Genomic DNA, 23450 nt, shown 5'->3' with positions numbered 1-23450 from the left:
AAACAGTGTATGTTGAATCATGCACTGTTTTAGTTTGGGGATAGAGTTATGTGGGGCATGGAAAACGCTTCTGTTCAAGATAAAAAACAACAAAATCAAGAAGTAGAACAACACATTAAGCATTTTAGTCAGAAAGTTGAACGTTTTTTAGTTGAAGTGAATCAGCTTATTTTAGATAAACCTCAGCAAACTAAATTGGCGCTGACTTGTTTATTGGCAGGTGGGCATGTGTTGTTTGAAGATTTACCAGGATTAGGTAAAACGACTCTAGCCAGTGCCTTGGCTCGTCTGGCAGGGTTGCATTTTCAGCGGATTCAATTTACCAATGACATGTTGGCGAGTGATGTGATTGGCATTAATATTTTTAATCAAAAAGAGCATCTGTTTGAGTTTAAAAAAGGTCCAATTTTTACTCAGATATTGTTGGCAGATGAGATTAATCGTTGTAGCCCAAAAACACAGAGCGCATTACTCGAAGCCATGGAAGAAGGTGCAGTCACTGTTGATGGAACTCATTATGAATTACCACAACCATTTTGGGTGTTGGCAACGCAAAATCCACTATTTCAAAGTGGAACTTATGCTTTGCCTGAGTCTCAACTTGACCGTTTTTTGATGCGTTTATCGCTTGGTTATCCATCTCGCCAAGCAGAAAAACTACTGTTACAGCAAAGCTCACGTCAGGTTTTAATTCATCAATTAGAAGCAGTATTTACGCAAGTTGATATTTTGCAATTACGTGAATTGGTAAAACAGGTTTTTTTAAGCGATGCTGTACTCAATTATATTTTAGATTTGGCTGCTGAAACACGTAAACAACGTCATGGCTTATCAACACGTGGTGTATTGGCATTAAAAGCTGCTGCACAAGCTTATGCATTGGTTGAAGGTCGTAGCTTTGTAACCACTGATGATGTGCAAACCGTTTTTGTTGCCGTGGTTGCTCATCGTTTAAGTTTAGGTGAAATAGAGGTAAAACAAATTTTGCAATCAGTTGATGTCTTATAGTTGAGATTGGCTTATGCAAAGGATTCAGCTGTGGATTGCGAAACGCTTTCAAGTTGATGGGACTAAAACCCTGTTACAGAAAGATGTTTTGGTTTTTATTTATAAACAAGGTTTTCTATATCTCGTTCTGATTCTGATTACCTTTATTGCAGGTATTAACTACGCAAATAACTTGATTTTAGGTTTCTGCTTTTTAATTAGCGCCATTTTATGTATTAGTTTTTATCTCACCTTCAAGCAATTGCATGTTTTAAAAATTGATCTGATTGCAGCTGAGGTTGGGCAAGTCGATCAGCCTTTAATTTTAAAACTTCGGTTGAATCAGCCATCGGTAATGACCCGATATTTACGTATTCAATGGCTGCAACAAGAACAATTAATTTATTTAGATCAGCAACAACAGACCTTCGAACTGGCTTTTTTTCCGAAGCAGCGTGGTTTATTTGAATTTGGTGCAATGAAAATTTATTCGACCTATCCTTTAGGTTTGGTGCGAGCGTGGACTTATTTATATCCAAAACAAAAAGTGTGGATTGCACCTAAAGCGCATGATTGGCAAAAAGAACATAAAAATCAGCCAACCAACGCCAATGATAGCCTAGATGAATTTAAGGAACTTAGAGCCTTTCAACAAGGTGATTCTTATCAAAATGTGGCATGGAAGCAAGTTGCTCGAGGACAGGGATTTTTTATCAAAATGTTTGAGGCTCAAGCCAATCATCAACATTTAGAAATTGATTATCAAAAAATCCCTGCGCAAAGCCATGAGGAAAAATTAAGCTTTATGATGGGCTTAATTGAGCAATGTGAACAACTTGGTGATGATTATGCATTGATACTGCCACATGCAAGGTTAGAAAGTGGTCAGGGGCAGATACAGCTTCTTCAAGCAAAACTTCTACTAGCACAGGCCTAAGATCATGACCAAACAAATCTATTTTTGCATTTTGGCTGCATTGGCATTTGTATTAATTGGGCAAGTGGCTTTTATTCCTGTGACACTGAGTGGGTTGTGGGGTGTTATTTGGCTCATATTGGTCTGGAGATATAGCAAACAAAAACTTACACCATTTCCACGCTTATTTTTAGTTTTTTTCTCTTTATTATCTTTAGGTCTGATTTATTTAAATTATCAAACTTTACTGGGGGTAGAAGCTGGAGTCGCCTTTTTAAGTACGTGTTTATTTGCGAAAAGTTTGGAAGCCAAGAATACCCGTGATTTACTGATAGTATTTAACTTTGCCTTATTCGTCAGTGCCAGTCTATTGTTACATAGTCAGGCATTTTGGATGGCTGTTATTGTTTTTTCGGCATTTGTGATGTGTTTAATGGGGCTATATCGGATTCAAACCGGTCTATTTAACCAGCATCAATTATCATCAAATCAGTTAAAAAATGATGTTCAACAAATTTTAAAGCTTGTCGGGATTGCGACACCATTTTTCATCATATTATTTATTTTCTTTCCTCGGTTGCCACCCCTTTGGGCAATTCCAATTCATAAGAATCAAGCCACTACTGGGATCAGCGATCGTATGTCTCCAGGAGATATTGCACAATTATCACAATCGTCGGCTTTGGCTTTTCGTGTTGTTGCGGATATGAGGCAACTGCCAAATAGACAAGAGCTGTATTGGCGTGCTTTGGTTTTGGATGAATATGATGGCACAACATGGACCAGTAGTTTTTATAATCAGCAAATTAAAAATGTGGACTCAACTTCATATCGTGTTGCTTATCAATATTTAGCTGCTGATGAGCAGGCGAATTGGATCATGGGCTTGGAATATTCGATTCCACAAGAGCGTTATTTACAATTATATCAAGATGATAGTATACGCCCATCAAAGCTGATTAAACGTAATCAACCCATACAAATGTTTTGGTTGGGGCGAACATCAACACCATCTATTTTACTATCACCACGTCAAATTGAATTCAGTACTCGATTTGATGAGGATCGTGATCAGAAAGCACAACAATTAGCCTATCAACTGTTTGAACAAAGTCAGAAACAGCCTGAAAAATATATTCAAACGGTGCTGAATTGGTATAGAAAGAATAACTTCGTTTATACGCTGACTCCTGGGACATTAAGTGGGGATCGCATAGATCAATTTTTGTTTTCTAGCCGAAAAGGTTTTTGTGAGCATTATGCATCTAGTTTTGTGATGTTGATGCGCTATGCAGGGATTCCTGCCAGAGTCGTGACAGGTTATCAAGGTGGACAGTTTGCATTAGACGGAGAAAGCTGGGAGGTTCGCCAACTTGATGCACATGCATGGAGTGAGGTTTATCTACATGGTCAATGGAAAAGGATTGATCCTACCGCAATGATTGCACCACAACGTATCGATGGTGGAATGCAGAATTATTTGGCTGAAGATCAACAAGTTTGGGGAGATACACAGGCACAAACATGGCGTTTACAGCAATTTAAATTTTTGAAAAATATGCGTGTTTGGAGCGACTATTTAAGTTATCAATGGCAGTCCAAAGTTGTGGGTTACGATGCTGAAAAACAAAAAAATTGGTTATCTAAATTAGGCTTTAATTCAAGTTATAGTTATGTGTTGATCTTAATTATTGGCATTGCAGGAATTTTAGCTGTGTATGTTGGCTTCTATTGGTGGAGACAAACACGGCAGCAAACGTTATATCAACGCATTGTTATGCAATTTCAAAAGCAGTTGCCTAAGCATTTGCATAAAAAACCAGCAGAAACATTTCAAGTTTGGATGCTGCGTTTATCGAGTGTCAGTGGTGATCAGAAAGCATTTCAGCAAGTGATTGTGTTATATCAAAAAATTGTTTTTTTAGAGCAGGATAGCCAGCAAAATATTCAAGAATTTAAAAAATTGCTTAAAGTCTGTGCGATTGAAATTAAACAATCTCAAAATAACTTGTGATAATTTTTAAAAATGAATATGATGCTTTCATCCTAGGTGTATAGCTCAGTTGGTTAGAGCGCTACGTTGACATCGTAGAGGTCAGCAGTTCGAGTCTGCTTATACCTACCAAAATTTTATACTTAATTATCAAATAGTTAAGTGGCTAAAGTTAAGGTAATTTAAGAGTTTTTAATGCTAAATTGGTCAGCTTGATGGTTTAAAATCGTCAAAATCTGCGTCAAAAACACCTTATTATTTCCGTTTTAGCACCAAAACGCCCCCAAGTTTACACTTGGGTTTTGTGTTTGGTGCTGCTACGACACCAAGGTGGATTTATGCAAAAACCAGTGAAGCGCGGCAATGCTTGGCGTATTCAAGTACGCTATAAAAATCTTAGAGACAGTGTCACACGTGATACTGCACGAGAGTGTGAACAATGGGCTGCTATTCGTTTACTTGAAATGAAAGCTGAGTATGATCCTAAAAAAACTCAGATGCAAAAACCATATTTTTCATTCTTTGTTCTTTGTCAAAAATATTATGATGAAGTTGGATATAAGAAAAGAGGTAAATCCTTCATAAAACAACAAATTAAAAGAGAAACATTTAAAAATTATTTTGGTGACCTTGCTGAAAAGTCAATTTATGAAATTAAACCTATTGACGTAAAAAATTGGCGAGATAAACGTTTAGAGAAAGTCGCACCTGGGACAGTACATCGACAAATGTGTTTATACACATCAGTTTTTAATTACGCCAAAAATGAACTTTTCTTGATTGAAGACAATCCATTCGCACAGGTCACTAAGCCAACTAAGCCTCCCGCACGCAATCGACTAATAAGTCATAGTGAAATTGAAATCATACTTAAGGCGCTTAATTATAAAATTGGAACAAGGCCACAAACACCAAGACAGTATGTTGCATGGACTTTTCTTTTTGCGATTGAAACTGCTATGAGAAAAGGAGAGATTCTAGGGATTACGTGTAACAATATCTATCCTGACTACATACATTTGCCAATCACAAAAAATGGTGATGCTCGTGATGTTCCCTTATCTAAAGAAGCATGTGATCTTCTAAACCTCATCCCTTACATGGATAGACTAAAATTAATTCCCCATAATTCCAATTCATTTAGATTAATTTGGCAAAGGGCAATTGGGAAAACAGAATTGCATAATGTAGTTCACTTTCATGATACACGGCATGAAGCTATCACTCGATTTGTAAATAAACGCAATTTACCTGTGGAAATCTTGGCTAAAGTTACAGGGCATCGAGATATTAAAACTTTGATTAATACTTATTATAATCCTACTGCTTCAGACATTGCTAAAATGATGAACGCATCTTAAAAAATAAGGGAGCAATTGCTCCCTTATTTCTTTCGATGTGCACCACGTCTACTGGTGACATTAAAATTCTCTAAAATTGGTATGACTTCTTTCGGATCGTAAAGATGTTTGGTATCAGTACCCTTATTAAAGATTCGTAATTTTTCAATAAGTGCTTTGCGCGAGATACTGAATCGCTCTTGTAACCACGCCGCATCTACACGGGTAGGCAGTTGCTCTATTTTAAGTTCAATGACTTTCCCAACTTTGGGAATAGTATCATTTAGAAAAACTTGAGGAGGTTCATCAGATTCAATCACTATGAAATATTTATTTATAATACCCATATTATCCACCATTTAAAAATCATTGAAATTAGTTGCAGAGGGTCAGCAATACAACTAATCTGAAATTAACTTTATCAAATTAATTAAAAAAAAGATGAGATATGTTTAAAAAAACAAAAAAAATACTTATTTTTTTATTATATCAGTAAATAATCTTTTGTTCGTTGTTGGTAATAACAACGTCGACTGCTTAGCTCATTTAAAATAAATGAGCTAACGTATACTACTTTTTCTTTTAATCTATGGATTTGTTATAAAAAGGATTTTTGGGGTCAGACAAAATAATATTTTTCTTATTATTAAAATCTATTCCTTCTTTTGAGAATTTAAATTCCTTAACTTCTGATTCTAAAAATAGCTCTTTTCTAAAATAATCTTTAGTTTGATAAAGCTCTATCATTTTAAGTGTATTCTCAAGATAATTCATTTCATTATTTTGTGATTTAAAAAATGATATAAGCACACTTCCAAGAAAAAATTTCTCATGATTCTCTTTCTTCCTATCATTTATCTTCTGATCTCTTTGCTTATACGAATTATTCAAAGTTTTTTTAATTTCATTGTGTGCTTTTTGCTTAATTTCAGCTGGAATTTTTCTATTGTAATTTTTTAGCATCCTTAAGGCTATTTTTAATCTTTCATCAGTCTGAGAGAAAGGGTCTTCATATCCACTAAAATCAACAATGTCCTTTTCAATATCAGAGCGATCACTCTTTTTTATTGAGCAGATAGCGTCCATTACTTCTTCTAATCTGTTTAATTCTAAAACTTTATGATATTTATTTCTCAAATTTTTAATGTCTTCTTCTGTAAATTGATTTGCAGTTTTTGAACGAATCAATTGTAGTATTAACTCATCTGAATGAGTACGTTTTGCTATTTGCCTTAAGTATGTTTCAATACTTAAAATAATTTCATCTACTGTTAATCTAGCTCTAACCATTTTTTAGACCATCTGTATTTAAGAAAATGTTGGTATATCACAGAGTCTTAAAAAAAATCGTCATATGTTGTGTTTTTCAAAAAAAACTACTCTTCTGTTAGTTTTAACTGTTAATTTATGGCTGTTAATGGTGGGGCAGATAAAAAATCTTTTTTGCGAATGCAAAAAATATTTTTTATATCTCGTTTCCGTGTCTTTTAAATTTCGCTTCGCTCGCTTTAAAAGACACTTCTCCTCGTGCTGCGCAGCACTTTTAGTTTTAAGCAATTGATTATTATATAATTTATGCGTTACTCATGTTTTAGATTTACTGTTTCTACATATAAAAAACACACAACTAAATTATTGTTTTTATTATATAAATTGAAACTATGGGAGTGGTATTGCTCATGCGTTTTAATTGAAAAATATTTTTTTTCATTTTTCTTCACGAAACGAATCATGAATTTTTAAAATTTTGTAGGATCCGATATTCCAATTAAATTAATATCGGAAGTAAAAATGTATTATTTTCATTTAAGTCATAACGTTAAAGGTGATAGTCAAATAAAATTGAGTGATGGTGATTCAAAGTATCGACTCTCAAAAAGTGCATATCACTATATTACGCGTACTTTATATTTTTCAAAGCATAAAAGTGACATTGAAGAGCTTGAATATTGTGCGTCTTATAATATGCCGATTTGGTCTGAAAATAATCCTGAAAAGTTTTGGTATGCAGCAGATCAATATACAAGTGAGACTAGACGAACCTCTTCACATATTACAATCGCTTTGCCAAAAGAACTGGATAAAAATTGCCGTATAGAGTTGTCTGAAAGATTAATGTATGAATTTTGTGGTCAATATAAAATGCCATCAACAATCGCAATTCATAATCATGTGGCTGCGCTCGATGGGCAGTCAGAACAGCCACATTTACATTTATTATTTTCAGAAAAAAGTATGTTGGATAATATTGAACGTTCCCCAGAGCAGTTCTTTAAGCAATATCGTCAAAAAAATCCTGAAAAAGGGGGTGCATTAAAAATCACGGCTGATGTGCTTGGATTTGGTCGTAATATATTATTTCACTACCGAACACAAACTGAAAAAATAATAAATGAATTTTTAGAAAAATATTCACCCACAAAAATTATAGAAATTCATGGTATGGAAATCGAAGTGAGCAGTGCAGTATCGTGCTTATCTAATGAAGATTATAATAAAAAACATGGAACCAATTTAAAGAAAGTCCCACAAATTCCGAGGTCATTACTCTATAGCACTGATCCTGAAGATCAAGACAAGGTAGGAGAATATAGAAAGAACATTCGGGAAATTCGTCAAAATAATCTGTATGAACTTTATAAAAAAGAGTATGAGCTAGCGTTGGCTAAAAAACGTGAACAGCAAAATCAGAATAGGCCACAACTTGATCAATCTAAAAACTTTGATTTTGATTTCTAATATATCCTCATCAATAAACCAAAGATGATGACTGCTCACAAACAAGCTCAATGGAATGTATTATTCCTCCTTCAGCCTTTAATTAAATCAGTTGATCTGTCTATATATGTTCTATGGACGGATCAACTGAATTGGTCTTAGTGCAATTTGACCTATTTCTTAAAATAGTTTTCCATCTGCAATTGTTCAAGCGTGTGCCATTGATAACGCTCATGTCCTGCAAAATTTTGTTTGATATATACAATGTGTTGAAGAATTCGCTTCTGATACTTTAACAGTTGTTGAATACGGTGATCATCATAAGCAATATCTACTCGTTGTTGCCTCAGTGCTTGATAAAAGTAGCGGTAGTCCATATCCATATTTTTTAATATTTCCTTGGATGCCGCAGGGTGGAGTGGTTGGCTTAATCCTTTTACTGAATAAGATTTACGCATGACAAAGTCGGGGCGTATACGGGATTCTTTTGCCACTTTTAATGTTGGTTCAAATCTATTTGATTTAACCTTGATATTTTGAAACGCCTGTTGAATCGAATTAATTAGTGCACTCGGTTGAATAGTATGTGCTGGTGCTGGCTTCTGCAAGCTGGGTGCAGCGACTGGAGCAGAAATGGGTGATTTCACTTTAGCCTGATGATCTTGTTGACTGTCGACTTTGATGAATTGTTTGAGTTTCTTATAGTTAATCGTATAGAAATTGGTTTGTAGCCATTTATTCTGTGCTAACTTTTCAATCACTAAAATTCCAGCTCGCTTTAACTTTGCTACGATTCTTTTAATCGTTGAGATGCTATACACGCCAAGCGTGGTTTGCCACTGTTCATAACTATGGAACCAATATTTTTTTCCATTAAAGGTTTTTCCTTCGTTATTTTCTAAAAAGTAATGCAGCTTCTGTAAAAAATTGGCGGCAGCCACGCCAAACGCTTTTGCAAGCGTTGGCGAGGCAATAAGTGGATAGTCTCCAGAAATCAGGAGGTTATTATTCTTATTGGTCTTGGACATGATTCGCCCCGCGTAGAACACGTTGTGCACGTTCAATCAACTTGTGACGTTGATGCGTGCGGAATGCCCATAAAGAGGAGAAGTTATTATTTTGATTAAGCTTTCCGACTTTGAGAATTTGTTCATCATTCATTTCATGCATACATTCACGAATGATTTGATGTGCTTGTTCAAGCTCTTTGAGCAAGGAATTTGCAGTATCAACAGCAATATAAAGATTGGCGAGTGTTTGACGCTGAGGATTTGAAATTGATTTGCCAAGTTCAACAATCAGTTGCGAGGCTTGTTTTTTAGGTGTGCAAGTGTTTGCACCATGAAGAATTGCGTTCATAGCAGTAGTCCTAGATAAGTTGAATTACTTACCGCCATCATTTTCCTACGATGATGGTGGCAGCTTAACAGGAGTAGGAAATACTGAATCTAGGCTCAGCCAACCTTACGGTTGTCCTGTCAAACTGCCATAACGACTGCTAAACAGTAGACAAAAAAATAGCCGCAAGTGCGACATTTATTTGCACCTAGATAATATCAGGTTTCCTACGCCTGAACACAGATTTTGCTGTGTACAATTAGCTTAACTGGGTATCACTTGAGCTGTCAACGCTGTGGTTGAATCTTTTTACATATCTTAACATTAAATAATTGATTGATTCTTCTGAAGATATTTTGAATTTCTGACGGCTAGAAAATTGGGTGTGAACCATGTTTATAGTGGCGCATTGAGCACAAACTTTAATGTTTGATGGGTTTTTAACGGAAGTGATGCTAATGATTGATGATCAGGATTTCTAATCCATCAAATCGAGGCTGATTCGCTAAAAGAATGAGTTAAATAAATCATCGATTGTTCAGGGCTTCAACTACCGTTAAGACTTTCTCTAAGCCTTTTCTGTTCTGAATTTGCTGAATCGGGATACCATCGGTTGCGGTATTGAATGTATTCATAAAATAATCAATCCATTCAGAATCACCGCCAGTGAGTGCTGATAAGCTTTGATAAAGTCGTATTAGCAATAATCCAGCTTCACCATATGCAGATGTGGGTTCTAATACAGCTGAGAGTTCGATTTGGTTCATCGAAGCGAGATCGAGACCTACCACAGCAGTCAGTTGAGTATTGCTAAGACCAAATAAATTCGCGGTTTTCAAGACGGCTTCTGCTAAAACCGTTGCTGTACTGGCTGAGTTCATTTAATCGACCCGCTGAGCTTTGCTAATTATTTATTCTATCGCATTTAATAGGATATTACTGAAGAAGAGGGAACTTCAGTTTGCTCTCTTTAAATCAGCCTTTGTAAATTTCATTCTTCTCATTAACAGCTCATTACGCATTCATTCAACTCAATGCTGCGAATGAAAAAGCTGAGCCGCGCCTGATTTAATTCTTTATTTTATTGTTTTATTTTAATAGAGAACAACAGTCCATTTTAGCCTCATCCATCAAAGCAAAATGAGCCTATCGATCGGATGAATTTGACCTTATGGGAAAAATCAAAGACTTAATGTGATTACATTTGGCGAATCTAATTGTATAGATTTTAGTACTTTGTAAAATTGACTAAAGCGCTGGATAAAATTAATATGGGCTCGCTGGCCTACATTGCCAGTCGGTTTTGACAGACCGTCCAACACAAGAGCATTAAAGGACTTGTCTTTTAGTGTTTATCCCCTCGTGCCCCTCTGCGGTGGAACGGGAGGGGGACGTCTTCGGACGTGCTGGATTCTTGTGTTCCAGTCTGTCAACCCGCTCTCGTTCTGCCACCATTATTTGACAGTAATTGGTAGAACTTCTTAACACAAGGAGCTTCTCATGCTGTACCAATTTTTTCTAATTTGTGCCTCACCCCATGTTCAACCTTGTTGTGCTTTGCAACGAGGGCGATACGGCTAATTTTTTATTATTCGTCTGTATTCAAACAATATTTTTACAAAAACAATCCAACGGTGGATGGCTAAGTCACGCCTATAAAAAATAAACCTTTTTATATCCGCTGGTGATTGTGCATTGCATTGAACATGCGGGAAACAAACATGACTGAATTAAGCAAACCCAAAATCATACCTATTGAACACCGTCCACAAAAATCTAAGCTCTTTATAAAATGTGTGGTCTTACCCATCGTGATCTTTCTCATCGTTGCCAAAATCTTCTCTTTTGGTGCTTTTGGTTACATCTTCTTTGGCTTTGACCTGTTCTGGTTTGTGATTCTTTACTACCTTTACGAATATGGAAATACCTATTTTGACGGGATGACTGAACAACTCAAGCGACAAGGAGAAAGCTTTAACTATCAAAACCGTGGTGTTTGGATTAATAGCCAAGATAAAACCATTATTCTGTTTGATCAGCCAGATCAACGCCTCGTGAAATATCCCTTTGATTACATCACCTCCGTTGGACACTACAACTTAGTCGAAGATAATTTTAGAACCACGACCACTGTGATCAGCAATCCAATGATGGGAACGCATGTCAATCAACAGGTCCATCGCACACCGATGAAACGAGAGTTTCAAGTCAATATCGGTACACGAGATCCATTCAAACCGAATTACAGCCTAAAAGTCCTATTTCCTTGGCGTAGTCCACAAATGGCCAGTGAAATCCGTCAGTTACTATCAGCAGATCATTATCAATAACTGATGTTAAACGATTAAAAATAAATAAGTATTTTACACGAGCACTTCTTGCGGGCAGCCAAAGCCCGTAGGAGATGCGAGGATCATTAAAATGAAATTTAGATTTAAACCACTACTGATCAGCAGTATGACCTTGTTGATCATGCAGACTGTGACGGCTCAACCCCTGTCTACATCTAATCCATTCACCTTAGAGCAGGGCTTAACTTGTCTGGATTGGGCTAAGAACGAACAATCTATAAGTAACAGTTTGGCTTTGATGGGCACCGAAATGAAATGGCCATCTGGAATCACCTCATTACAGCAACAATTTCAACAGCAGTACCGCAAACAAAAGAGCAGCGTCATCAATGATCCTGATGATGAAAATTTCTGTGAAGATTGTCCTGAAACCGAAGTTTATTTGCCCAATAGCAAAAGCAATCCCATCAAAAGAATTGAAACCTTAGTACACGTCAGTGTTGCAGGGGCAAGAACTGCGATCTTTCGTGCTGATGATATTAATAACACCAAACAAAAGATCGAGGATGGATTAAAGATTCAATTTAGTCACTATAGCGGACAACAATTGAAAAGCTTTAAACAGCAATGGGATAAAGCTTCAATGCATGATGATCAAAACAGAAGCAAAACCCACAAAGTTTTCCAACAATATCCACATTTAAAGGTCTTTGATGGAGAGGTTTTCCACAATCAAAAGGTCTATATCCCTAAACAAATTTATATCTATAGCCAGCCCTATAAACGAGATGTATCTGATCCGAATGACATGATTGCTTTTATTAGCCTTTATGACAATCCCGTAAATCCATCACAACACATCTTACAGTGTGGCTTTATTGACAATGTGTTTTAACAACTAAATTAAGAGTCTATTCAAATGAAAAAATTAATATTTGCAGGATTATGTTTAAGTCTTTCAACCTTGGCTAGTGCAGGTGTAAAAGAAAGCTTAGTTGGTAAACGACTAGTCTTAGATTTACCCGATGTAGAATGTGCAGGTTTGTCCTTTTCCAAGAATGGAAAAGATGCTGCAATGTATGCAGAAATAGGGCAATGCCAAGATCCATTACCATTAAGAGTAAGATGGTTAGATGACAAGACTTTCATTCTGATTGAGAAAGTACGAACCAATGATATCTCTCCGCCACGGACTTATTTATACCGAGTAAAAAGTTACCAGAAAAATGGTGTTGAATTGACGGATATCTCGACAGGCTGGGGAGATCATAAAGATACGACCATCAGTTATTATTTTGAATAAAGATAAGCATTGGCAGCTTAGAGAATTCGTTAAAAACAATGGATCAACGATAAATTAAAGGTTTAAAACAATGAACTACTACGCAGAGGACCCCTTCTAGGTAATGTGACCTAGGAGGCAATATGAAAAAGCTGAAATTTCAGTACCTACAACCTGAAAATACTCACCCTAATGACGGCATACGAGAACGATACCCTCATCTGAGAAATGTGTATCATAAAAAGTTCAGCACACGTCAAGAACGTAGTTTTTATTTTCTTCATTTGATTGAATATAAGAACTATCCTTTAAAACTTCGTGTTGCACGAGGTGCGGGTTTGCCTGATGAAAGGGATGATCTACCAGCTTATGTCTGTGATGGGGCTAAAAGCTGGAAGCATAATTCTAGAAGAAGGCATCAGTACTATAAAAAGGATGTTGTCTAAACTTTATTTTATCTAAAAATAAGGGAATAGTTTTTCCCTTATTTTTTTATATGTGCTCAAGTATATGGAAAAATATATGTTACTTTTACAGTAATGTTGCAATTTTGTTAAATTAAAGGATAATTATTCTCATTAGTGTTTATCTTCTGAATGCCATGAATCGTAATACTCTTTTTCTTAGTTTGTGTTCCCTTGGGTTATCTTGTTTTGCTTATGCAGAATCCTCTCCAATCACCATGGAAACGATACATATTATTGCACAGCAAGATGGTGCGGAGGTGAGACAGGAAACTACGGTTCCTAAAGTGATCATTTCTGAGCAAGAGGTTGAACATTATGGAGATGCAACAGTAGGAGATGTCTTACGACGCACTGTTGGTATGAGTTTCACTGGTCCAGCAGGTGTAACTAAAGATGTAAGAATGCGTGGGTTGGATAGCCTATCATTTTATTTTGAATAGAAAATATCAATCACCAAGATAACTCTCATTTAGGGTGATTGAACTGATAATTGTTTTTATTTGTATTATAATTGCGCAGTTTTTTAAGGTTGTTTTAAGTTTAATCTGATGATTAATTATAGGGGTCACATGGAAAAGTATTTATTTGTTAAAAATCAAATTGTTATGAGTGGTCTGCTGTTCTGTGGTTTTGCACCAATGCTTTATGCTGCTACTGAACAAACTCAACAAATTGTTGTATTACCTACGATTCAAGTGATTGGCTCACAAGAAGATTCAATTTCAAAAATTCCAGGTGCAGCGGTAATTGTAACCCAAGAGCAAATTCAACAATTCACTCCAAGCTCTACTGAAGAAATTTTAAAACGCGTATCAGGTGTGTATGTTAAACCTGAAGAGGAGTCTGCAATTGTTGCCAATATTGGTATGCGAGGAATTAGTTCGGCTGATTACAAAACACTTATTTTAGAAGATGGTGTACCTGTAGCGGCTGGCTTATTTGTTGGAAATGGTCGTTATTATAATCCTCGTATTCAACGTATGGATAGCATTGAAGTTCTTAAGGGATCTTCTGCGTTGCGTTATGGACCTATGAATATTGGTGGTGTAGTAAATTATCGTACTAAACAACCTAAAGATGGTGCTCTTGTTGATCTATCAATTGGATCTTGGGATACCTATAAGACAACTGTTGAATTGGGTGGCAGTTCTCCAACGAAAGATAGCAATGTTGGAGCGATTTTAAGTTGGGCGAAAAGTGACGGTTTCATGGATAAAGGCTATGAAATGAAAGATGCCGTTATCAAAGCAGGTACAGCCATCGGTGATAATCAATGGGTTGGTGTTAAATTTACTCATTATGAAAATGATGCCAATATTTCATATCGTGGTCAGTTCTTGGGTGAGTATCATGCCAAGAAACAGAATAATCCTGCTCCTGATGATTGGTTCTTAACAGAGCGAAATTCTTTTGATATCAATCATCGTTGGGATATTAATCCAGATACTGAACTTCAAACATTGCTGTATTGGAGTGAAATGAATCGTGATTACTGGCGCTATGGCGTGAATGCTACAGCTTCACAAGCTGCAGGTCGTTGGATTTATACTGATAATGTAAGTGGCAATAATCGTGCTTTTGAACGTATTGGAGCGGAAACTCGTCTGATCGCCAAAAATACTATTTTTAATATTCCTGGTGAAGCTGAGATTGGCTTGCGCTTGATGAATGAGAAAATGGATGACGTTACGATTAATGCGAAACGTGCTACACCTCGTTCAGGTACGACAGCAAAAGATACCAAAGATTCCGCGAAGAGTGTTGCTTTGTATGCTCAAAACCGTTTCGATATTTCAGATCAATTGTCTGTAACACCTGGTGTTCGGGTTGAACGCTATGAACAACAACGTGATGATAAACAAAAGAATGAAACAGTTAAAACTTCAAATACTGAAGTAATGCCTGGATTAGGTGTTACCTACCAATTCATTCCAGCTGTTCAGCTTTACGCTAGTGTCTACAAGGCATTCTCACCAGCACTAAATGGTGACTCACTCAGTGGAATGAAAGATCAAAAACTAGATGCAGAAACTGCGGTAAGTTGGGAGTTGGGTTTAAGAGGTCAGCAAGATGCAGTTCGTTACGAGTTAACTGCTTTCCGTATGGACTTTGACAATCAAATTATTCCAGCCAACAGTAACTCAGATTTCCAAACGACCAATGGAGGTAAAACTTACAACCAGGGGCTTGAAGGTGCTGTAAGTTTAGAATTTGAGAATGGTTTTGATGTGTTTGCTAATCTTACATGGATTGCAAATGCTGAGTTCAAAGGCGATCGTTACAACAAAAATGGTTCACTAAAATCAAAAGATGGTGACCGTGTACCATATACACCTGAATGGGTAGCAAATCTTGGGGTAGGTTATACCTATGCAGGTCTACGTAGTCAGTTGAGTGCAAACTATACAGGTTCTCAGTTTACTGATGAATTAAATACCAAACCGATTGTAGAGAATACTTCAGGATTCTTTACTGGAAAAATCGATGCTTACACGACTGTCGATTTGACAACACGCTATACCTTGAATGATCAAGTTGAGTTTTATGGTGCAGTTAAAAACTTAGAGGACAAGCGCTATATCGCAAGTCTACGTCAAGGGATTTATGTTGGTCCTGAGCGTTCATTTGAAGCTGGTGTTCGTTATCGTTTCTAATCGATGATTCGGTTGACATAGAAAAATGGGTTGTATTGATTAAATACAACCCTTTCTTATTTGGGGACTATATAGCAGAATTCGCTATATCGCTAAAATCTTATTTATTTGTTTAGCACTTTACTCATACGAGCAAGCAGAATGACAGGGATCAAACCCACTAAAACAATTAATAATGCTGCAATTGCTCCATCTTCATATGTTCCTCTTGAGGCTTCTGCATATAACTGAGTTGCGAGGGTTTCCATATTCAAAGGTCGAAGTAACAAGGTGGCTGGCAATTCTTTCATGCAATCTACGAAAATAAGCAATGCCGCAGAGATGATTGCAGGGCGGAGTAGTGGAAGATGAACTTCTTTTAATATTAGAAATTGATTTCGGCCTAAATTTTGAGCCGCATCATCAAATACGCCATGGATACGATTATATCCAGACTCTATTCCACCAATTGCGATTGCAAGAAAGCGTACACTGTAGGCATAAATAAGGGTAAAAGTTGTTCCTAAAAAGAGCAAGCCTGTGTGAATTCCTAATTTAAATTCAAGAAAATCAGCTACCGCATGATCAATTTTACCAAGTGATAACATAAGACCAATAGCCAACACAGTCCCAGGTATTGCATAACCTAAACTAGCAATTCGGCTAAACCATGTAATTTGGCTAAAGCGTGCCGCACTGACAATAAAGAATCCGATTGCAATCGTGATCACTGTAGCAACTGTAGCTAAAAATAAAGTGTTGATTGATGCTTGTAATAAATAGTTTGAAAAACCTGCATACTTGAAACGCTTATAAGATTCCACCAATAAATGCATGAATGGAATGAGGAAACCAATGGTGATAGGGATTAATCCAAGTATTAAACATAAACCAGCTTTTGTGCCACTGAGTTGTTGTGCTGGCATCAATCGACTACGTTGAGCAGAGTTCATATAGCGTTGTTTGCGTCTACCCAGTCTTTCAATAACAACCAATAAAGTAATAATGATCAACATGAAAATCGCGATTTGTGCAGCACTAGCGAGATCGGATTGATTTGTCCATGTTGAATAGATCGATAAAGTTAGAGTTTTTACGCCTAAAAACTCGGTTGCGCCGATGTCATTGATGGTTTCCATCAAAGCTAAACTAGCCCCCACAGCGATTGCTGGACGAGCTAAAGGAATCGCGACTCGAAAAAAAACTTGGTTTGGGTTGAGCCCTAAACTGCGTGCAACTTCAATCAAGCTAGCTGATTGCATGAGAAACATCGCACGTGTACTTAAATAGACATAGGGATATAAGACAAAACTTAATAGAAAAATACAGCCCCAAACAGAGCGAATATTCGGAAACCAAGCAGGTTGAGATTCCAAACCAAAGTTAGCGGTTAGAAAGCTTTGTACTGGGCCGATAGGATGCAAAATATCGATATAGCTATAAGCGATGATATATGTTGGTATTGCAAGGGGAAGCAGTAGAGCCCAATCTAAAAAAGCTCGACCTCTAAACTGATATGCGGTTACTAACCATGCGCTACCAGTTCCGATTAAAATCGTGAGTAGCCCAACACCAAATAATAAAATACTGGTATCAACCAAAGTAGGTGGCAGAACATACTGAATCAGATGCCCAAAAATATCACTATTACCCTGAATTGCTGTTACAACCAATGCAATAACAGGCAAGCAGGCAAGTAAGGTCAATACCCCACTGAGCGATGTGAATAAATTAAAGTGATGCTTATTTTTGGTCATTAGAGATTAAGAAACTATTGAAGAGCAGGTTTAAGAAGTTTGATTGGACAGGTCAAAACAAAATGGATGACCTGTCCATAAAATCACTTAATGATTAAATTGAACTTTATCGACTAACAGATTTGCTGCTTTACGATATTTTGCAATTTCACTCAGACGGACGTTATCAATATTTAACTTTCCGAAACTTGCGATAATTGGATCAATCTTCACACCAGGTTTTACTGGATACTCATAACCACTTTGTGCATAGATTGCTTGTGCATGGTCTGAAGATAAAAATTCCAATAATTGAATTGCTTCTTTACGGTTTGGTGCATATTTTGCTACAGCTGCACCTGATACATTGATATGCGTTCCACCATTTTTAAAGCGAGGTAATACAACATTAATTGCATTGCCCCAACGTTGTTGCTCAGCATCACCATTACGCATTGTTCCTACGTAGTATGTATTTGCAACACCGATATCACAAATTTTACCGAGAATATCACGTGCAACATCACGATCACCACCACTCGCTGGGCGAGCTAAATTTGCTTTGATACCACGTAACCATTGCTCAGTTGCTTTTTCGCCGTGATGAGCAATATAGGATGCAATTAACCATGTGTTATAAGGATGGCTGCCAGAGCGGATACAAATCTTGCCTTTCCATTTTGGATTTGCGAGATCTTCATAACTGATGGCTTTTAGTGGTGTACGTTCTTTAGAAACATATACTGCACGAGCACGCATAGATAGCGCATACCAATGACCATTGGCTGCACGTAAGTTACCTGGAATCGCGGTATTTAAAACTTTAGAGTTCACTCGTTGAGTTAAACCATTTTCAACCAAATCAACCAAATTACCGAAATCAACTGTCAGCATGACGTCTGCAGGTGAGCGGCGACCTTCAGTTTTAACACGTTCCAGCATTCCATCTTTGATAAAAACAGTGTTTACTTTAATACCTGTTTTTTGATTGAACTCTTCTAAGAGTGGTTGAATTAACACAGGTTCGCGAGTGGTATAGAGATTGACCTCAGCGGCATTTACCCAACCACTGCTGAGTGCGACAAGACTAACTGAAAGCGCATGAAGTTTTATTCGTTGGTTCATTTTTGATCCCTAAAAAGAAGAAACTTGAATAATAAATACCAGTTAAGTGGATGATTGATGGATTTCGATTGAATCATTAGATTCATAAAAGAAACACTGAGATAAATCTAACGATAGGTAGACGGTGTCTGCTTGGTCGTAATGTTGAGAATATTCAACATAAGCACTTAACACTTTATCTTCTGCTTCGATTTTTAATTTGAGTAGTTGTGAATAGCCTAAGAAGTTCGACGAAATAATTTTAGCAGCTAGACTATTTTCAGTTTTTATCCGATTAACACGTAATTGATGTGGTCTAAAATAGCAACGAATCTCGTTACTACTCGTCAAATGTTTTGGAATCGCAATATTTCCAAAAAACGTATGCAATTGTTGATCTTGTATTTGAGTTTTTATTTCATTCAAATCGGAAAAATAACGTGCTGCAAAAAGTGTTTTCGGTTGGAAGTAAAGCTGCTTGGGTGTACCACTTTGAATGATTTTACCCTGATGCATCAAAATAATCTGATCAGCAATTTGAAGTGCTTCTTCAGGATCATGAGTCACAATGATAGTTGTGGTTGAAGTCTGTTTTAAAATCTCAATAGTACTTTGTCGAATTTGATCACGTAAACGATGATCCAAATTCGAAAATGGTTCATCCATAAGCAAGACATGGGGTTTAGGTGCGAGTGCACGAGCTAAAGCGACACGCTGTTGCTCACCACCAGATAAAGTATGTGGATAGCTATGAATATGATGCGACATAGAGACATGCTTTAACGCATTTTCAGCAATAGATTGACGCTCGTGCTTCGGGATTTTTTTCAATCCAAACATCACATTTTCCAACACGCTTAAATGTGGAAAGAGAGCATAGTCTTGAAATACAAAACCGATATTGCGTTCTTCAGCTTGAACTTGTTGATATGGGTCCCATAGAACTTTTCTTTCTAGCTGAATAGAACCCTCAGTAGGAGTCTCTAGACCTGCGATCAGACGTAGCATGGTTGTCTTACCGCAACCTGAATGTCCCAATAGGCAAATAATCTGACCACTTTGAGCAGACCATGATGCTTGATTTACAGCAAAACGCTCACCGAATTTTTTGCTAAGCTTTTGAATCGTTAAGACATTGGCCAACGTTACGGTATGAGCATTCATGGTCAATTCACAGGAATAATTCTTGCCCAAATAATAACTGATAATTCTTCTCAAGTGGAGTTTTTTTGAAGGAATGGGAGTGTGTTTATTGGGTCTATTTTAATAAACTCAAAGGTAAAGTGATTTAACTCGAATAAGTAATTATTAATTAAATATTAGGGGGCTTAAATTAAAATCGGTATAGATGCTAAAGCTTTTCAAATACCTGCTGTTAAACTGACAACCAACACTTTGAGTGATTCACACGTGCTTGGTGATTTGCTTGATCACACTGATGGTAATTAGTGCTATCGTCAGGTGGATGTTTGTTTGTAAGCTGAAGCAGCCACTCTTAAAAAAGTGTCTTGTAATTCAAGTAGATATTATTTTATGACCCCTTATTATTCGCATTGATCAAATCATTGATAGATATATTTTCATCAGTAAGTATCACTGGGTCTATGATGATTCCAGAAGATATAACTCGTTTACTTAACATAAATTCTTGCGGTCGATTGATGCAATCAGCGGCGATCATACGGTTTTGCTTATAGTAAAAAATTGCTAGGCTACGACCTAAAGCTAGATTCCCTCGAACATACACTTGATCATAACCGTTATTCAAACCCGCAATTTGTAGCTTCAGATCATATTGATCTGACCAAAACCAAGGTAGGCTATCAAATGTTTTTGTATCTCCACATAAGGTTGAGGCAGCGATCTTAGCTTGATCATTGGCATTTGGGATTGACTCGACTCTTACAGAGCGTTGATAGTGCTGACTAAAGTATTGGACACAATCGCCAGCAGCTACAATACGTTGATCACTAGTTTGACCATAAGCATCAATACAAATCCCTTGTTCGACTTTTAAGCCTGCTTGTTGCGCTAACTCAATGTTGGGCAGTACTCCGATCCCTACAATTACCAAATCTGTATCAAAAATAGTTCCATCCTGACAAATAACCTGTTTCACTGCGCCATTTGTACCAACAAGTTTTTCAACACTTTTATGGACATGAATACAAACGCCTTCTTCATAATGAATACGAGTATAAAACTCAGATAACTCTGGTGCTGTGCCCAGTACCAATAATAACAATTGAATTTTTCATCATCTACCCATCAATTAATTGAGAAAGTTTTCAAACCAAACATTATTGATTTGTCTTAAGATCAGCCTTTTCTGTTATTTTTTTTTAGTCTTTAGACGTACCATCATTTTGGCGTATTCGGCGCATATATCGCAATATCAATATGTTTTTGTCGTCTACATAGGGTGGAGTAATCTGGTGCTGTCCAATTCAAACCACAGAGTTTAATCAGGCTTTGAGCAAAACCTGTGACCATACGTAAAGAAAGACGGAATAGAGATTTGATCATTAAACAGCATTGAATCGCTGTATCGGAATAAGTTTGATTTCGTCCATGCTTGCCTTGTGGCTGTGCATACCATTGGGTCTTGGGATCAAACCAGATTGAAATATTTCCTCGCTTGATTAAAGCTTGGTTATACGAGGACCAATTGATTGTACGGTAGATTTTAAGGACAGGCTTCTTCATCTGGAAATTATATTGCTGAAGAAGCCTTCAAGAATAGCTTTGTGCAACAATGCCTTTATTTATGAATAAAATTTTCAATAATATCAAATGGAATATAGTCACCTTCATCTTGTCCATAGTAACTGACTTGTATGACGCCATCTTCGTCAATTAGAAAGCTTGCAGGCATTGTATCCTTTTTGCCACTCATTGATTTCGGTACATAGCCTTTGGCAAGAGCTTTGATCATTGTTGGGAAGCGGCATATTGACCCTTTCAAAACACCCAACCAAGAGTATTCAACTCCATAATCTTGATAAGCAGTATTCTTTTCATCTGCTAGAACAGGGAATGGTGGTTTATGTTCATTTGCATGCTGTTGCAAGTTTTCTAAAGTAGAATCAAAGATGACAAGCACAGCTAAATCTTCCTGCCATTGAGGAAAGCGAGTAATCATTTGATGCAGTCTTAAGTTGCAAAATGGGCAACCTGCAAAGCGTTGAAACGAAACTAAGATTTTTTGTCCCTTGTATTCATCTAAATTTACTTGAATGCCTGTGATATCAGTTAGTTCGAAGTTTGGCGCCTTATTTCCTTGTTCCAGTCTCATGATCTATTTCTCTTTTACAAAATAGTTTAGACATAGTTGTACCTCTAATTATTACAACAATTAAGTATTTAATTTCATTAATTCTGACATACGTGAAAATTACAATTGTTTACACTTGAAGTGTAAGGAATGTATAGCCTCGGTCGTCAAAAAATAGTTAATGCTAGGTGTAGATCAAGCATAGCAATTCTAAATTTTTTGTGAGGTAATTTTTATGTTAATGGCCAATGTCTTAAAAAAATCTGTTGCAATTGCAACTTTATCTTTGATGGGATCCGTAAGCTCTGTTTATGCATTATCATTTGAACCTTTTACTGAAGCAAAGTTTAATACGCTTAAAAAAAGTAATAGTGCTTTTCTGATTGATGTAAGAGCAGATTGGTGTCCAACATGTAAAAAACAACATGAGATATTAAAAGACTATCAAACATTAAATCCTAACAGTGGAATTACAGTATTAGAGGTTGATTTTGATACACAAAAGCAATGGGTGAAATATTTTAAAGCACCCCGTCAGTCGACTTTCGCACTCTATAAAGGAAATAAGCAAATCTGGTTTGCTGTAGCAGAAACTAAATCTGAAGCCATTTTTAAACAACTTGATGCAGTCAAGTTGGTAGGTAAATAAAATGGCTTTAGAATTAGCTGCAATTCCTTTAGCATTCATTGCAGGCGTTTTAGGTGTTCTTTCACCCTGCGTTTGGCCATTGATTCCCATAGTGATGGGTTCCGCAGCAGGTAAAAGTAAATTTGGACCTTATGCGCTTGCTTTAGGTTTAAGTATTTCATTTGCGGTAGCAGGAACATTACTCAGTTTTATTTTAGTTAATACTGGTCTAGATCCAGAGTTATTTCGTTATTTTGCGGCTATCCTACTGATCTTTACTGCAATATTACTAATTTATCATCGTTTTGGTGAATGGGTGAGTGTAAAGTTATCTATGTTTACTTCCCGTTTTAGCCCTCAAGATAATGGACAGGTTGGTTGGCTAGGACAATTCAATCTGGGTTTATTGTTGGGATTGGTTTGGTTACCTTGTGTTGGACCAACTCTAGGAGCTGCAATCGCTTTAGCCTCTATGGGGCAACAAATGTCATTAGCTTTTATGATAATGTTGAGTTTTGGCATGGGTACAGCTTTAGTCCTCCTAGTTGCTGGTATGTTATCAGCTAAAGTACTAAAAAAAGTTAAGCCTGATTCATTGCAAAATGCTGTTAAAGTGAAAAAATTCTTAGGTTGGATCATTCTCACACTAGGCTTACTTGTTTTAACAGGGTTGGATAAGCAACTAGAGATCATGGCATTAGGTTTATTGCCTGATTGGGCAATTATGATCTGATAATTTAAAA

Annotated in this window: 23 protein-coding genes, 1 tRNA gene and 2 pseudogenes; 15 read left to right on the top strand and 11 right to left on the bottom strand. The window is 36.7% G+C overall.

Annotation, left to right across the window (positions count from 1 at the left end):
- Nucleotides 1-48: 48 nt before the first annotated feature.
- The 5 genes from MMP60_RS12760 to MMP60_RS12740 all read left to right on the top strand — a co-directional run bounded on the left by MMP60_RS12760 (nucleotide 49) and on the right by MMP60_RS12740 (nucleotide 5257).
- On the top strand, nucleotides 49-1008 hold the full coding sequence (locus MMP60_RS12760) for an AAA family ATPase (RefSeq protein WP_241336700.1): 960 nt from the start codon (nucleotides 49-51) through the stop codon (nucleotides 1006-1008).
- Between the two features lie 13 nt (nucleotides 1009-1021).
- Entirely contained in the window at nucleotides 1022-1924 is a 903-nt protein-coding gene (locus MMP60_RS12755) for a DUF58 domain-containing protein (protein ID WP_241336698.1), read from the top strand.
- A gap of 4 nt (nucleotides 1925-1928) precedes the next feature.
- Nucleotides 1929-3917: a DUF3488 and transglutaminase-like domain-containing protein gene (locus tag MMP60_RS12750; RefSeq protein WP_241336696.1), complete on the top strand. Its 1989-nt coding sequence runs from the start codon at nucleotides 1929-1931 to the stop codon at nucleotides 3915-3917.
- A 34-nt stretch (nucleotides 3918-3951) separates the two neighbouring features.
- Nucleotides 3952-4028, top strand: a tRNA-Val gene (locus MMP60_RS12745).
- A 206-nt stretch (nucleotides 4029-4234) separates the two neighbouring features.
- The gene (locus tag MMP60_RS12740) at nucleotides 4235-5257 is read left to right on the top strand and encodes a site-specific integrase (RefSeq protein ID WP_241336694.1); all 1023 of its coding nucleotides are present in this window, start codon (nucleotides 4235-4237) and stop codon (nucleotides 5255-5257) included.
- Nucleotides 5258-5280: 23 nt separating this feature from the next.
- Here the strand turns inward: MMP60_RS12740 and MMP60_RS12735 are convergent, their stop codons facing one another.
- Both MMP60_RS12735 and MMP60_RS12730 read right to left on the bottom strand, forming a co-directional pair.
- The gene (locus tag MMP60_RS12735; RefSeq protein ID WP_241336693.1) at nucleotides 5281-5583 is read right to left on the bottom strand and encodes a hypothetical protein; all 303 of its coding nucleotides are present in this window, start codon (nucleotides 5581-5583) and stop codon (nucleotides 5281-5283) included.
- 235 nt (nucleotides 5584-5818) lie between these two features.
- On the bottom strand, nucleotides 5819-6526 hold the full coding sequence (locus tag MMP60_RS12730; RefSeq protein ID WP_241336692.1) for a hypothetical protein: 708 nt from the start codon (nucleotides 6524-6526) through the stop codon (nucleotides 5819-5821).
- A 501-nt stretch (nucleotides 6527-7027) separates the two neighbouring features.
- On the opposite strand from MMP60_RS12730, the gene MMP60_RS12725 reads away from it, so the two are divergent.
- Entirely contained in the window at nucleotides 7028-7975 is a 948-nt protein-coding gene (locus MMP60_RS12725) for a MobA/MobL family protein (protein ID WP_241336691.1), read from the top strand.
- Between the two features lie 152 nt (nucleotides 7976-8127).
- On the opposite strand, the gene MMP60_RS12720 is transcribed toward MMP60_RS12725, so the two are convergent.
- The 3 genes from MMP60_RS12720 to MMP60_RS12710 form a co-directional block, all read right to left on the bottom strand.
- The gene (locus MMP60_RS12720; protein WP_241336689.1) at nucleotides 8128-8982 is read right to left on the bottom strand and encodes a hypothetical protein; all 855 of its coding nucleotides are present in this window, start codon (nucleotides 8980-8982) and stop codon (nucleotides 8128-8130) included.
- Nucleotides 8966-9313, bottom strand: a complete 348-nt coding sequence (locus MMP60_RS12715) for a hypothetical protein (protein ID WP_241336688.1) — start codon at nucleotides 9311-9313, stop codon at nucleotides 8966-8968. The genes MMP60_RS12720 and MMP60_RS12715 overlap by 17 nt, the downstream gene beginning before the upstream one ends.
- A gap of 506 nt (nucleotides 9314-9819) precedes the next feature.
- On the bottom strand, nucleotides 9820-10173 hold the full coding sequence (locus MMP60_RS12710) for a DUF2384 domain-containing protein (protein WP_241336686.1): 354 nt from the start codon (nucleotides 10171-10173) through the stop codon (nucleotides 9820-9822).
- 840 nt (nucleotides 10174-11013) lie between these two features.
- Between MMP60_RS12710 and MMP60_RS12705 the strand changes: the two genes are divergently transcribed.
- From MMP60_RS12705 to MMP60_RS12680, 6 genes are all read left to right on the top strand, one after another.
- A complete protein-coding gene (locus MMP60_RS12705; protein WP_017395552.1) occupies nucleotides 11014-11622 on the top strand; it encodes a hypothetical protein in 609 nt (202 codons plus the stop codon).
- A 91-nt stretch (nucleotides 11623-11713) separates the two neighbouring features.
- A complete protein-coding gene (locus tag MMP60_RS12700; RefSeq protein ID WP_241336684.1) occupies nucleotides 11714-12478 on the top strand; it encodes a hypothetical protein in 765 nt (254 codons plus the stop codon).
- 24 nt (nucleotides 12479-12502) lie between these two features.
- Nucleotides 12503-12886: a hypothetical protein gene (locus MMP60_RS12695; protein WP_241336683.1), complete on the top strand. Its 384-nt coding sequence runs from the start codon at nucleotides 12503-12505 to the stop codon at nucleotides 12884-12886.
- A gap of 122 nt (nucleotides 12887-13008) precedes the next feature.
- The gene (locus MMP60_RS12690) at nucleotides 13009-13311 is read left to right on the top strand and encodes a hypothetical protein (RefSeq protein WP_241336681.1); all 303 of its coding nucleotides are present in this window, start codon (nucleotides 13009-13011) and stop codon (nucleotides 13309-13311) included.
- 236 nt (nucleotides 13312-13547) lie between these two features.
- On the top strand, nucleotides 13548-13772 hold the full coding sequence (locus tag MMP60_RS12685) for a Plug domain-containing protein (protein WP_171062099.1): 225 nt from the start codon (nucleotides 13548-13550) through the stop codon (nucleotides 13770-13772).
- A gap of 129 nt (nucleotides 13773-13901) precedes the next feature.
- Nucleotides 13902-15986, top strand: coding sequence for a TonB-dependent siderophore receptor (locus MMP60_RS12680; protein ID WP_241336679.1), 2085 nt, complete (start codon nucleotides 13902-13904; stop codon nucleotides 15984-15986).
- 104 nt (nucleotides 15987-16090) lie between these two features.
- On the opposite strand, the gene MMP60_RS12675 is transcribed toward MMP60_RS12680, so the two are convergent.
- The 3 genes from MMP60_RS12675 to MMP60_RS12665 all read right to left on the bottom strand — a co-directional run bounded on the left by MMP60_RS12675 (nucleotide 16091) and on the right by MMP60_RS12665 (nucleotide 19969).
- On the bottom strand, nucleotides 16091-17722 hold the full coding sequence (locus MMP60_RS12675; RefSeq protein ID WP_241336678.1) for an iron ABC transporter permease: 1632 nt from the start codon (nucleotides 17720-17722) through the stop codon (nucleotides 16091-16093).
- A gap of 87 nt (nucleotides 17723-17809) precedes the next feature.
- The gene (locus MMP60_RS12670; RefSeq protein WP_151769156.1) at nucleotides 17810-18826 is read right to left on the bottom strand and encodes an extracellular solute-binding protein; all 1017 of its coding nucleotides are present in this window, start codon (nucleotides 18824-18826) and stop codon (nucleotides 17810-17812) included.
- 42 nt (nucleotides 18827-18868) lie between these two features.
- Nucleotides 18869-19969 carry an ABC transporter ATP-binding protein gene (locus MMP60_RS12665; RefSeq protein ID WP_241336677.1) on the bottom strand — a complete coding sequence of 367 codons (1101 nt, stop codon included), beginning with the start codon at nucleotides 19967-19969 and terminating at the stop codon, nucleotides 18869-18871.
- A 168-nt stretch (nucleotides 19970-20137) separates the two neighbouring features.
- Between MMP60_RS12665 and MMP60_RS12660 the strand changes: the two are divergent.
- A pseudogene (locus tag MMP60_RS12660) lies at nucleotides 20138-20236 on the top strand (IS5/IS1182 family transposase); the annotation flags it as partial.
- Nucleotides 20237-20336: 100 nt separating this feature from the next.
- Here the strand turns inward: MMP60_RS12660 and MMP60_RS12655 are convergent.
- From MMP60_RS12655 to MMP60_RS12645, 3 genes and pseudogenes are all read right to left on the bottom strand, one after another.
- Nucleotides 20337-21050 (bottom strand): oxidoreductase C-terminal domain-containing protein, encoded by a 714-nt coding sequence (locus MMP60_RS12655; protein WP_241336676.1) that lies wholly within the window; start codon nucleotides 21048-21050, stop codon nucleotides 20337-20339.
- Nucleotides 21051-21190: 140 nt separating this feature from the next.
- Nucleotides 21191-21511: pseudogene (locus MMP60_RS12650) on the bottom strand (transposase); the annotation flags it as partial.
- Between the two features lie 55 nt (nucleotides 21512-21566).
- Nucleotides 21567-22100 (bottom strand): peroxiredoxin-like family protein, encoded by a 534-nt coding sequence (locus MMP60_RS12645; RefSeq protein WP_241336675.1) that lies wholly within the window; start codon nucleotides 22098-22100, stop codon nucleotides 21567-21569.
- Between the two features lie 214 nt (nucleotides 22101-22314).
- Here MMP60_RS12645 and MMP60_RS12640 point away from each other — a divergent pair, with 214 nt between their 5' ends.
- Together MMP60_RS12640 and MMP60_RS12635 are read left to right on the top strand one after the other, a co-directional pair.
- The gene (locus tag MMP60_RS12640) at nucleotides 22315-22728 is read left to right on the top strand and encodes a thioredoxin family protein (RefSeq protein ID WP_241336673.1); all 414 of its coding nucleotides are present in this window, start codon (nucleotides 22315-22317) and stop codon (nucleotides 22726-22728) included.
- A 1-nt stretch (nucleotide 22729) separates the two neighbouring features.
- Complete coding sequence (locus tag MMP60_RS12635; RefSeq protein WP_241336672.1) at nucleotides 22730-23440, top strand: cytochrome c biogenesis protein CcdA; 711 nt, start codon at nucleotides 22730-22732, stop codon at nucleotides 23438-23440.
- The last annotated feature ends 10 nt before the right edge of the window (nucleotides 23441-23450 follow it).

This window comes from Acinetobacter sp. ANC 4805 (assembly GCF_022549495.1).
GTDB lineage: Bacteria > Pseudomonadota > Gammaproteobacteria > Pseudomonadales > Moraxellaceae > Acinetobacter.
Note: the sequence above shows the minus strand (reverse complement) of the source record. Positions and strands in the feature narration are given on the sequence as shown.